This window comes from Rhizobium sp. P43, from assembly GCF_056730705.1.
The window spans coordinates 3,997,471-4,009,113 of sequence record NZ_CM161539.1 but is presented as its reverse complement, the minus strand read 5'-3'; the positions used below and the strand labels follow the sequence as shown (position 1 = coordinate 4,009,113).

The window sequence follows — 11,643 nt, the reverse complement described above, 5'->3', positions numbered from 1 at the left end:
TGGCAATTACTTGAGAGCCGGGGCGATGTTGATGCAGGCTTCGCAGAGGCCGGCAACGGCGCCGACAGACTTCTGGAAGGCTTCTTCCTCGGCCTTGTTCAGGTCGATTTCGATGATGCGCTCGACGCCGCCTTCACCGATGATGACCGGAACGCCGACATACATGTCCTTCACGCCATACTGGCCGGTAAGGTAGGCGGCGCAGGGCAGAACGCGCTTCTTGTCCTTGAGGAAGGATTCGGCCATCTCGATGGCGGAGGCAGCGGGTGCGTAGTAAGCCGAACCGGTCTTCAGCAGGCCGACGATTTCGGCACCGCCGTCGCGGGTGCGCTGGATGATTTCTTCGAGGCGTTCCTTGGTGACCCAGCCCATCTTGACGAGGTCGGTCAACGGGATGCCGGCGATCGTGGAGTAACGGGCGAGCGGAACCATCGTGTCGCCGTGGCCGCCGAGAACGAAGGCGGTGACGTCTTCGACCGAGACATTGAATTCAGCCGACAGGAAGTGGCGGAAGCGAGCCGAGTCGAGAACGCCAGCCATGCCGACGACCTTGTTGGTCGGAAGGCCCGAGAACTTCTGCAGAGCCCAGACCATCGCGTCGAGCGGGTTGGTGATGCAGATGACGAAGGCGTTCGGGGCATACTTCTTGATGCCGGCGCCGACCTGTTCCATGACCTTGAGGTTGATGCCGAGCAGATCGTCGCGGCTCATGCCCGGCTTGCGGGCAACGCCGGCGGTGACGATGCAGACGTCAGCACCTTCGATGGCAGCATAGTCGCTCGCACCGGAGAGCTTGGCATTGAAGCCTTCGACCGGACCCGACTGGGCAATGTCGAGACCCTTGCCCTGCGGGATGCCGTCAGCAATGTCGAACAGGACGATATCGCCCAGTTCCTTCAGACTGGCGAGATGCGCCAGCGTTCCACCAATCATTCCAGAACCGATAAGAGCGATCTTTTTGCGCGCCATTGTAGACTTCCTTTTGGATCCGCGACCAAGGCCGAGACAGTTTTAGCCTGCCCTTGAGGACAAACCGCATAGCTCCAAAGGGTTTAAATCGCAAACGATAATTTTCTGTGTATCAAATTCAATCGGTTAGAACATAAAATTCTTACGTAAACGTCAAATATTATGTCACCGATCCGTCACGATTCTGTCGTTTTGCCTGATGCAGCTCGAGATAATCTGCACTGCGCATCTCGAACAAACGCGACACTGTTCGATCGAATTCGAAGCCCTCGGTGCCCTTTTTCTCCGTGAGCAGAGCCTCGGGCATGGCGACAGCAGACGCGAACAGCCGGACGCTGGCATCGTAAAGCGCATCGATGAGGATGATGAAGCGCTTCGTCTCATTGCGCTTCTCCGGCCCCAGATGCGGAATGTTCTCGACAAACACGACATCGAAGCGTTTGGCGATGGCCAGATAATCGGAAGCGCCGAGCGGGCGCTCGCAGAGATCCTGGAAACTGAAGCGCGCGGCACGGCCAGCCGCCTGAGGGATCTCGATTGTCCGGCCCTTCATCTGGATGGATACCGAAGCCTCGGGCACCCCCTCCGTCACCCGCTTCCAGGCGATGTCCATCATCTTCGGGGCATCGTCGAGCGGCGCGATATAGACCGGCAGGCTTTCCATCTTCTCCAGCCGGTAATCGGTCGGCGAGTCCAGTGTTGAAACCTGGACATTGGCCTTCAGGAGATCGATGAAGGGCAGGAAGAGCCCACGATTGAGGCCGTCCCGATAGAGGTTGTCAGGCTCAACGTTGGACGTTGCGACCAGGATACAGCCACGGGCGAAAAGCTCCGTGAACAGCCGCGCGAGGATCATGGCATCGGCGATATCGGTGACCGTGAATTCATCGAAGCAGAGGAGCTGCGCCTCTTCGCGAAGTGCTGCAGCGACAGGCGGCACGGGATCGGCCTGCTTGGTCTCGCCAGCCTTCAGCTTTTGCCGGTGGGCGTGAATGCGGGCATGCACATCCGCCATGAACTCATGGAAATGCGCGCGACGCTTCTTTTCGATAGGGGCCAGTTTGAAGAACAGGTCCATGAGCATCGTTTTGCCGCGGCCGACACTGCCATGGACGTAGAGTCCCTTGATCGGGTTCTCCGGTTTGCGCGTCCGGGCGAACATCCAGCCGAGCGCACTCTTCTTGGCGGCCGGTCGCCGCGCCTTCAATTCGGTCAGGATGCGGTCGAGTTTTTCGGCGACATCGAGCTGATAACGGTCTGCCTGAAGCGTCCCCGCCTCCGTCATCGCGCGCAACTGCTCGACGACGCTCAAGCCGTAATCAGGAACTGGCTGCATGGAAGGATGTCCCGCCGGGAGGGTGGCCCGGAAGGGGCCACCGCAGGGATGAGAGAATAATCAGCGGCTGAGGCTGACCGGCTGACCGGAAGCGGTGCTGCCGTCGAAGCGCGCATCGGCGGTCTTGTAGAGACTACCAATGGTGTTGCCGTTACGATCCTTCAGAAGGACCTGCTTGCCGGACACTTCCCATGAGCCCATGGTAGTCAGTTCGCCGGCACAGCCACGGGTACCGCCGCGCGAGCCGCTACCGAGATTGGTCAGCGTCAGGAACATGTCGCAACTCGTGCCGGCGCTCTGGACGCGCCAGTTGCCGACCATGGATTCCTTGGTCACGTCAAGCGCAGTGGTCGGCGCCACGGGGGTCCCGACGGCAGCGACCGTGGGGTTCGTCGGCGCAGCTGGAAACTGCGATGGATCGGTAACGCCCGGAGGCGGAAGTTGGCCCGATTGCACCGACGGAACCGGCTGGGCCTGCAGCGGCGGAAGGGCGCTGTTGGCGGCATTCATGTTGCTGTAGGATGTACGCTGGCACCCCGCGAGCGCCAGAAGAATGGCTGCTCCGGTAACTGCATGGCTGAATTTCATCATTATACTCCCGCTCTCGCGACCTGCGTCGCAACCTGCCGTACAACTGGGTTTTAAATATGTTACGTGAATATGGTTAATCAAGTTCCATATCGCGTGGGATCGATAGCCGGCACTATATGGATAAATTAAGGCCGCCCGAAACAGTTCCCGGGCGGCCTCTCATTCTTTTGACAATGCAGATCAGGCGCGACGCTCGACCATCATCTTCTTGATCTCGGCAATCGCCTTGGCCGGGTTCAGGCCTTTCGGGCAGGCCTGGGCGCAGTTCATGATCGTGTGGCAGCGATAGAGCCGGAACGGATCTTCGAGATTGTCGAGGCGTTCACCGGTTGCTTCATCTCTCGAGTCGATCAGCCAGCGATAGGCCTGCAGGAGGACGGCCGGACCGAGGTAACGGTCGCCATTCCACCAGTAGCTCGGACAGGACGTCGAGCAGCAGGCGCAGAGAATGCACTCGTAGAGACCGTCGAGCTTCTGACGATCTTCATGGCTCTGCTTCCACTCCTTCGCCGGCGTCGGCGACACCGTCTTCAGCCATGGCTCGATCGAACGATGCTGAGCGTAGAAGTTGGTGAGATCAGGCACCAGGTCCTTCACGACCGGCATATGCGGCAGCGGGTAGACCTTCACCGTGCCGTTGATTTCGTCCATGCCCTTGGTGCAGGCCAGCGTATTCGTGCCGTCGATATTCATCGCGCAGGAACCGCAGATGCCTTCGCGACAGGAACGGCGCAGCGTGAGCGTCGGGTCGATGTTGTTCTTGATGTAGAGAAGACCATCGAGAACCATCGGGCCGCAGTCGTCGACATCGATGTAATAGGTGTCGATCCGCGGATTGGCACCATCATCCGGATTCCAGCGATAGATCCGGTATTCGCGGACGTTCTTGGCGCCTGCCGGCTTCGGCCAGACCTTGCCTTCGGTGATCTGGGAATTCTTGGGGAGAGCGAGTTCTACCATGATGAGTTCCTCAAATCAGTAGACGCGAGCCTTGGGCTCGATCTTCTTCGGATCGATCCCGTCGGCGATGAGCTCGGTGTGAACTGGGCGGTAGTCGAGCTTGACCTCGCCCGCTTCCGATACCCAGGCAAGCGTGTGCTTGCGCCAGTTGGCATCGTCGCGACCGCCCATCGGACCGTCCTTGAAGTCTTCGCGGGCATGCGCCCCGCGGCTTTCCTTGCGGGCCTCGGCGCCATAGACCGTGGTGATCGCATTGGCCATCAGGTTGTGCAGCTCGAGTGTTTCGACGAGGTCGGAGTTCCAGATCATCGAGCGGTCGGTGACCTTGATATCCGGCAGTTCCTTCCAGATCGCATCCAGGCGGCGGCAGCCGCTTTCGAGCGATTCCTGCGTACGGAAGACGGCCGCGTCTTCCTGCATGGCGCGCTGCATCTTGTCGCGCAGCACGGCAGTCGGGGTCTGGCCCGAAGCGTGACGCGTCTTGTCGAAGCGGTCCATGATCTTGTCGCAGGAAGCGACATTCAGATGCGGGATCGGCTCGGCCTTGTTGATGACCTCGGCAGCCCGGATCGCGGCTGCGCGACCGAAGACCACAAGGTCGATCAGCGAGTTGGAGCCGAGACGGTTTGCCCCGTGAACCGAGGCGCAACCGGCTTCGCCGACGGCCATCAGACCCGGGATGATGCGTTCCGGGTTGCTGCTATCCGCATTCAGCACTTCGCCCCAGTAATTGGTCGGAATGCCGCCCATGTTGTAGTGAACGGTCGGCAGAACCGGGATCGGCTCGCGGGTCACGTCGACACCGGCAAAGATCTTCGCCGATTCCGAGATGCCGGGAAGGCGCTCGTGCAGGACGGCCGGATCGAGGTGGTCGAGATGCAGGAAGATGTGATCCTTGTTCTTGCCGACGCCGCGGCCTTCACGGATTTCCATCGTCATGCAGCGCGAGACAACGTCACGCGAGGCGAGGTCCTTGGCAGACGGCGCATAGCGCTCCATGAAGCGCTCGCCTTCGGAGTTGACGAGATAACCGCCTTCGCCGCGCGCACCTTCGGTGATCAGACAGCCGGCGCCGTAGATGCCGGTCGGGTGGAACTGGACGAATTCCATGTCCTGCAGCGGCAGGCCCGCACGGGCGATCATACCGCCACCGTCACCGGTGCAGGTATGGGCAGACGTTGCCGAGAAATAGGCACGGCCGTAGCCGCCGGTCGCCAGCACGACCATCTTTGCCGAGAAGCGATGGATTGTGCCGTCGTCAAGGTTCCAGGCCACGACGCCGGTGCAACGGCTGCCATCATCGGACATGATCAGGTCGAGCGCGAAATACTCGATGAAGAATTCCGCATTGTTGCGCAGCGACTGGCCGTACAGCGTGTGCAGGATGGCGTGACCGGTACGGTCGGCAGCAGCGCAGGTGCGCTGGACCGGCGGGCCTTCGCCATAGTTCTGCATGTGACCGCCGAACGGGCGCTGGTAGATCTTGCCTTCTTCGTTACGCGAGAAGGGAACGCCGTAGTGCTCGAGCTCATAGACCGCCTTCGGCGCTTCCATGGCGAGATACTGCATGGCATCGACATCGCCGAGCCAGTCGGAACCCTTGACGGTGTCGTAGAGGTGCCACTGCCAGCAGTCGGGCGTCATGTTGTTCAGCGAGGCGGCGATACCGCCCTGGGCCGCAACGGTGTGCGAACGGGTCGGAAAGACCTTGGTGATGCAAGCCGTCTTGAAGCCCTGTTCGGCCATGCCGAGCGTCGCGCGCAGACCGGCGCCACCAGCGCCGACGACCACGACGTCGTAGGAATGGTCAACATAGGTATAGGCTTTGCCGGTCTGGGCGAAGTTATGAATGGTTGCCATGTTGATTTACCCTACGAATGCGATCTTCAAGATGGCGAAAAGACAGAGACCACCGATCAGGATCGCGAAGAACGTGTTCAGCATCAGAAGAAGCAGCTTGGCGATCTCGGCATGGACATAGTCCTCGATGATCACCTGCATGCCGAGCTTCATATGGATCAGGGCCGAAAGCACGACCAGACCCATGACAACAGCGACGAGCGGGTGCGACAATGCGCCAACCACTTCAGCGTAAGGCGCGCCGTTGTACATCACCAGGAAGCCGACGAAGAACAGAATGAGCGGAATGTTTGCGACCGCGGTGACGCGCTGGCGCCAGAAATGCTCGGTGCCTTCCTTGGCCGAGCCGAGACCGCGGACCTTGCCGAGCGGAGTGCGCATATCCATGGAATGGTGCCTCAGGTGCGAATGATATAGGCGACGACCCAGACGAGGATCGTCAGGACGACGGATGCGACGATGTTGGCCTTGGCGAGCTTGGTCGAGAAGTGCTTCTCGAAGCCGTAGCCGACATCCCACATCAGGTGGCGCAGACCGCCGAGCATGTGGTGGATCAGCGCCCAGGTATAGCCGAACAGGATCAGGCGGCCGATGAAGGTGCCCATGAACCAGTTGACCCATTCGAAGTATTCGGCACCCGTCGAAGCTGCAACCAGCCACCAGGCGACCAGGACCGTGCCGAAATAAAGTGCTGCTCCCGTGATACGGTGCAGGATCGACATGACCATGGTGGGAATTGGCTTGTAGATTTGCAGGTGCGGCGACAGGGGCCGGTTTTTTGTCACATTCGCCATCTAAACCTCGCGGCGTCTCGATGCGGTCCGACAGTTCGGACATCCATTTCGCAATGCGTCATAACGTTTGCAGTGCATTGCATCACGGGGACGTTTAATCCTCGAAACCCCGGACGACAAGCACATTCGCTTGACGATTTCAATTTAATCGATTCGCGTGAACAGACCTTTAGCGTCACGCGAAACGACACGATGCAATACGAAAAAATCGTGGAACTGGATGACTTTAGCAACCGGATGGGGCATGCTGCGTTAATGATTTGTTAACCGCGTTTCGGAGGCTGCCGCATGCTAAAGTATGGTTCCATTGTAACGGCCGCGACGATTGTACTCAGTTCTGTCACCACCCTCGCCGTCGCAGGCGAACGCCACGACGGGCACCATGGCCATCACACAGGTCGTGGCGAAGCAGTGATCGGCAGCAATGGTCTGCCGTCCGTCATCCCCGGCATCGGAACCTTCGCCGGCAGCATCTCCGGCGTGCGCATCAAGGGCAGCGGCGTCTTCTTCGCAATCGATCGCAACACGCAGCCCAAGGTCATCGTCCATCGCGCCCCCAAGGCAAAGATCATTGAAATTTCAGCAGAAAATCCGGAAGAAGCCTGCTCCTTCGAAGCCGGCGTCTGCGTTATCCGGCCGAAGAACTAGAGGAATTTCCAGACCGTCGTCTTCTTCACTTCGCTATCTTCCAGCACCCGTGTGACCGGAACCTGATAGGTCGCGAGCGGTTCCAGGTGCTCAGTCGGGCGATAGCTTCGGCCGGGATCGCCGACCAGGACGAGGCAGCCTTCCTTCGCGGTTGCGCTGAACCAGGCAACCAGTGCCTTGGCGAAATCGCTCTCATAGAAGACGTCACCGGCAAGGATAACGTCGACATCGACGGATCGGCCGATGAGGTCGTCGCTGGTGAAATCGATGCTCACGCCATTGAGAGCGGCATTCAGCCGCACCGCACATTTCGCCCACGGATCGATGTCGGCGGCGAGCACCGCTTGCGCCCCCGACATGGCAGCAGCAATCGCCACCATCCCCGAGCCGCTGGCAAAATCGAGAACACGTTTTCCCCTTACCGTTTCCGGATGATCGAGGATGTAACGCGCCAGCCCCTGCCCGCCCGCCCAGGCGAAGGCCCAAAACGGCGGTGGCAGACCGATCGCTTCCAGATCCTCCTCGGTCTTCAGCCAGAGATCATGCACCTCGCTTGCGAGATGCAGCCGGATCTCCGGCACATGCGGCGGTGAGAGCACGCTGGTGTTTTCGAGGATGAAACGATCAGGGTCTGTTTTCACGGGCGGATCAGACGGGCGGCTTGTCGAGGCCGCCCATGCGGCAGACCTCGAAGTATTCATCTTCGGTCACCGGCTGGACGGAAAGCCGCATCGACGTGACCAGCGACATCTTGGCGAGCTTTTCATTCGCCTTGATGTCCTTCAGGCTCACAGGCTTCGGCATGTCACAAACGGCACGGATATCGACGCAGTCCCAGCGGGCATCGCCTTCGGCAGTCGAATCCGGATGTGAGAGCGCGCAGACCTCGACGATTCCGACGACTTCCAGCCCCTCGTTCGAGTGATAAAAGAAGCCCTTGTCGCCGATCTTCATCGCCCGCATGTTGTTGCGGGCGAGATAATTGCGCACGCCGGTCCATTCTTCACCAACGTCGCCCTTGGCCTTCTGCATTTCCCAGGACCACTTGAAGGGTTCGGACTTGTAGAGCCAGAATGCCATGCCGTTCACGCCTCCGGATTGTTGAAGACCCAGTTATAGGGCTTGATCTCGACGCTCTCGAACAGGCCGGCCTTGGCGTAAGGGTCCTGCGCGGCAAGTGCCTTGGCAGCCTCGATGTCGTCGGCCGCGATGATCAGCATGGAACCGCAGGGCTTGCCATCGGCGTCGAGGAAAGGACCGGCGATCTTCAGCTGGCCGGCAGCATTCAGCCCGTTCAGCCACTCGACATGCGGCGGACGCGTTTCCATCCGAAGGTTCAGGTGGCCTGGCTTGTCGGCGCAGATGACAGCAAACAGCATCTTGTCTCTCCTAGGGGATCTCTTATTCGGTGGTGATCGGGCGTGACATCAGTTGGGTGATCGCGGTCGGGATGTCCAGCCGGCCGTCGATGATCGCGGCAACGGCCTCTGTGATCGGCATTTCGATCGCGTAGCCTTCGGCCAGTCTTGCAGCAACGGCAGCGGCAAAGGCGCCTTCGACCAGCGATCCCTGCTGCGTGCCGATCGGCTCGCCCTTGCCGAGCGCAATGCCGAAACGGAGATTGCGGGACTGGTGGCTGGTCGCGGTCAGAACGAGGTCGCCAAGACCCGACAAACCCCGCACGGTATCTCCGCGTCCACCCATGGCATCGACAAGCCGCGACATTTCCGCAAGGCCACGGGCGATGAGCGCGGCACGTGCCGAATCGCCGAGACCCATGCCCTCGACGATGCCGCAGGCAATGGCGAGCACGTTCTTCAAGGCACCGCCAAGCTGCACACCGATCCGATCGTCGGACGCATAAAGCCGAAAGGTCTGGCCTGAAATCGCCTTGGCCAGCCGCTCGGCCAGAACAAGATTTTCCGCAGCGATCGCCATCGCGGTCGGCAGACCCTTGGCGATATCCGCCGCAAAGCCGGGACCCGACAGCATGGCGATCGGATGGCCCGGCAGGGCGCTTTCAAGCACATCCGTCAGAAGACGCGAGGTCTGCTTCTCGATTCCCTTGGCGCAGATGACGACGGGCGCTCCCGGCTTCAGATGCGGCCCATAGGTTTCCGCCGCCGCGATCTGCGCCTGGGACGGCATGGCAAAGAGCACGATGTCAGCGCCGACGAGATCCTTCGGCGTGGACGAAAAGGTGAGCGTTTCGGGCAGACGGATCCCGGGGAGTGCTGCCTCATGCATGCGACTGGCGGCAAGATCCGCCATCACCGAGGCATCGCGGCCAATCAGAACCACCTCCGCCTTCCCGGTCTGGGCGATCACGGCGGCAAGTGCGGTACCGAAAGCACCCGCGCCGATCACGGCGATACGCTGCATCCCGCTCATGCCTTGGCTCCGCGCTTGCCGTAAGCGAGCAAGGCCTTGGCATCCTGATCCAGCGGCCAGCGCGACCGGGGTGCAACAGCCAGATCATCCGAGGGCATGCCGAGCGCCATGCGTTCAAGACCTGCCCAGGCAATCATCACGGCATTGTCGGTGCACAGATGATGCGGCGGCGCAACGAAACGGAAGCGATGCTCGGCGCAGAGCGTATCGAGTGTCTGGCGCACCTCTTTATTGGCCGCGACACCACCAGCCACGACCAGCGCAGGCTCGGTGACCTCGGGAAAGGTTTCCTTGAACCGCTGCAGACCACGGCCGATGCGATCCTTCAGCGTGCGCGAGATGGCATGCTGGAAGGAAGCGCAGATGTCGGCGATGTCCTGCTCCGTCACCGGTGCAATTCCTTCTGCCGCTTGGCGCACGGCAGTCTTCAGTCCCGAAAACGAAAAGTCGAGACGCGCCTCGCCAACCAACGGGCGCGGAAAGGCAAACCGCTTCGGATCCCCCTTGGCGGCTGCCCGTTCGACAGCGGGACCACCCGGATAGGGAAGACCAAGAAGCTTCGCGGTCTTGTCGAAGGCTTCGCCCAGCGCATCGTCGATCGTCGTGCCCCAGCGCTCGTAGTCGCCGACGCCCTTGACCAGGACGAGCTGCGTGTGACCGCCGGAGACGAGCAGCATCAAATAGGGAAAGGCAACACCATCCGTCAGCCGCGCCGTCAGCGCATGACCCTCAAGATGGTTGACGGCATAAAGCGGCTTGCCCGTTGCGCGCGCAATCGCCTTGCCGGTCATCAACCCAACGAGAAGGCCGCCAATCAGGCCGGGGCCGGACGTGGCGGCGATGGCATCCACCTCGGCAAGCGTGATGCCTGCCCGGGTCAGCGCTTCCTCGATCAGCGTGTCCAACGCATCCACATGGGCGCGTGCCGCGATCTCGGGCACCACGCCGCCATAGGCGCTGTGTTCGTCGAGCTGGCTCAACACGACATCAGCCTCGGTGACAGCCGAGCCATCCGCAAGCCGTGTGACGACAGCCGCCGCCGTCTCGTCACAGCTGGTTTCGATGCCGAGGATGCGCAGTTTGGATGTCATGGAACCTGTTCATTGATTGCGGTCGCCGAGAAACCGGTCTACGAAATCTGTCGGTAACAACGGACAAGTTCGGATGCAAACAAAACCTTTCCGCATCGGCACGCGCGGCAGCCCGCTCGCTCTGGCCCAGGCTTACGAGACCCGCCGCCGCCTGATGGAGGCACATGGCCTGCCGGAGGACATGTTCGAAATCGTGGTGCTTTCCACCAAGGGCGACCGGATCACCGACCGCGCCTTGTCGGAGATCGGCGGCAAGGGGCTGTTCACTGAGGAACTGGAAGAACAGCTGCTGTCGGGCGATCTCGATTTCGCCGTGCATTCCTCCAAGGACATGCCGACGAAGCTGCCGGAAGGGCTTTTCCTCTCCGCCTACCTGCCACGCGAGGATGTCCGCGACGCCGTAGTTGGCCGCACGGCCCCGACCCTGAAGGAACTCCCGGAGGGAGCAACCGTCGGCTCCTCCTCGCTGCGGCGCCAGGCACTCATCCGTCGCATCCGTCCCGACATCAATGTCGTCACCTTTCGCGGCCTCGTGGACACGCGCCTGCGCAAGCTCGCCGACGGCGAAGTCGACGCGACCCTCCTCGCCTATGCAGGGCTCCGGCGTCTCGGCAAGCCTGATGTTCCGACCGAACTGCTCGACCCCGCCGACTTTCCCCCGGCACCGGCGCAGGGGGCGATCTGTATCGAGAGCCGCATCGGCGACACCAGGGTCAACGACCTGCTCGACGCCATCAATGACCGCGACACCTTCGATGCAGTGAGCTGCGAACGGGCCTTCCTCGGCGCGCTCGATGGCTCCTGTCGCACGCCGATTGCTGGCCATGCGACGGTCGATGGAGACGCAATCCGCTTTGCCGGCATGATACTGACGCCCGATGGCAGCCGCTGGCACGATGTCGAGATCGAGGGCAGCCGGACGGAAGGGGCCATGCTTGGTGCACGCGCCGGCGGTACGGTTCGAGCCAAGGCCGGCAGCGACTTCTTCGACAGCTGGAGCTGA

14 protein-coding genes are annotated in these 11,643 nt (G+C 61.1%); 2 read left to right on the top strand and 12 right to left on the bottom strand.

The window, feature by feature from the left end; genetic code table 11:
- Window positions 1–6: 6 nt before the first annotated feature.
- The 7 genes from mdh to sdhC form a co-directional block, all read right to left on the bottom strand.
- A complete protein-coding gene (gene mdh / locus AC1PUL_RS19880) occupies window positions 7–969 on the bottom strand; it encodes a malate dehydrogenase (protein ID WP_298460813.1) in 963 nt (320 codons plus the stop codon).
- A gap of 160 nt (window positions 970–1,129) precedes the next feature.
- Entirely contained in the window at window positions 1,130–2,305 is a 1,176-nt protein-coding gene (gene zapE / locus AC1PUL_RS19875; protein WP_480465733.1) for a cell division protein ZapE, read from the bottom strand.
- Window positions 2,306–2,365: 60 nt separating this feature from the next.
- A complete protein-coding gene (locus AC1PUL_RS19870; RefSeq protein WP_480465732.1) occupies window positions 2,366–2,893 on the bottom strand; it encodes a protease inhibitor Inh/omp19 family protein in 528 nt (175 codons plus the stop codon).
- A gap of 183 nt (window positions 2,894–3,076) precedes the next feature.
- Window positions 3,077–3,856 carry a succinate dehydrogenase iron-sulfur subunit gene (locus AC1PUL_RS19865; RefSeq protein WP_298460820.1) on the bottom strand — a complete coding sequence of 260 codons (780 nt, stop codon included), beginning with the start codon at window positions 3,854–3,856 and terminating at the stop codon, window positions 3,077–3,079.
- A 15-nt stretch (window positions 3,857–3,871) separates the two neighbouring features.
- A complete protein-coding gene (sdhA, locus tag AC1PUL_RS19860) occupies window positions 3,872–5,716 on the bottom strand; it encodes a succinate dehydrogenase flavoprotein subunit (RefSeq protein WP_480465731.1) in 1,845 nt (614 codons plus the stop codon).
- 6 nt (window positions 5,717–5,722) lie between these two features.
- Window positions 5,723–6,103, bottom strand: coding sequence for a succinate dehydrogenase, hydrophobic membrane anchor protein (sdhD, locus tag AC1PUL_RS19855; RefSeq protein ID WP_162548967.1), 381 nt, complete (start codon window positions 6,101–6,103; stop codon window positions 5,723–5,725).
- 11 nt (window positions 6,104–6,114) lie between these two features.
- Complete coding sequence (gene sdhC, locus AC1PUL_RS19850) at window positions 6,115–6,510, bottom strand: succinate dehydrogenase, cytochrome b556 subunit (RefSeq protein ID WP_480465730.1); 396 nt, start codon at window positions 6,508–6,510, stop codon at window positions 6,115–6,117.
- Between the two features lie 288 nt (window positions 6,511–6,798).
- On the opposite strand from sdhC, the gene AC1PUL_RS19845 reads away from it, so the two are divergent.
- Window positions 6,799–7,158, top strand: coding sequence for a hypothetical protein (locus AC1PUL_RS19845; protein WP_480465729.1), 360 nt, complete (start codon window positions 6,799–6,801; stop codon window positions 7,156–7,158).
- On the opposite strand, the gene AC1PUL_RS19840 is transcribed toward AC1PUL_RS19845, so the two are convergent.
- Genes AC1PUL_RS19840 through tsaD form a run of 5 tightly spaced genes read right to left on the bottom strand, consistent with a single transcriptional unit; the run spans window position 7,155 to window position 10,640 of the window.
- Complete coding sequence (locus AC1PUL_RS19840; protein ID WP_298460828.1) at window positions 7,155–7,799, bottom strand: class I SAM-dependent methyltransferase; 645 nt, start codon at window positions 7,797–7,799, stop codon at window positions 7,155–7,157. The genes AC1PUL_RS19845 and AC1PUL_RS19840 overlap by 4 nt on opposite strands.
- Window positions 7,800–7,806: 7 nt before the next feature.
- On the bottom strand, window positions 7,807–8,238 hold the full coding sequence (locus AC1PUL_RS19835) for an EVE domain-containing protein (RefSeq protein WP_480465728.1): 432 nt from the start codon (window positions 8,236–8,238) through the stop codon (window positions 7,807–7,809).
- A gap of 5 nt (window positions 8,239–8,243) precedes the next feature.
- Entirely contained in the window at window positions 8,244–8,537 is a 294-nt protein-coding gene (locus AC1PUL_RS19830) for a YciI-like protein (RefSeq protein WP_480465727.1), read from the bottom strand.
- A gap of 22 nt (window positions 8,538–8,559) precedes the next feature.
- Window positions 8,560–9,549, bottom strand: coding sequence for an NAD(P)H-dependent glycerol-3-phosphate dehydrogenase (locus AC1PUL_RS19825; protein ID WP_480465726.1), 990 nt, complete (start codon window positions 9,547–9,549; stop codon window positions 8,560–8,562).
- Window positions 9,546–10,640: a tRNA (adenosine(37)-N6)-threonylcarbamoyltransferase complex transferase subunit TsaD gene (gene tsaD, locus AC1PUL_RS19820; protein ID WP_480465725.1), complete on the bottom strand. Its 1,095-nt coding sequence runs from the start codon at window positions 10,638–10,640 to the stop codon at window positions 9,546–9,548. Before tsaD ends, AC1PUL_RS19825 begins: the two co-directional genes overlap by 4 nt.
- A 73-nt stretch (window positions 10,641–10,713) precedes the next feature.
- Here tsaD and hemC point away from each other — a divergent pair, with 73 nt between their 5' ends.
- On the top strand, window positions 10,714–11,643 hold the full coding sequence (gene hemC / locus AC1PUL_RS19815; protein WP_480465724.1) for a hydroxymethylbilane synthase: 930 nt from the start codon (window positions 10,714–10,716) through the stop codon (window positions 11,641–11,643).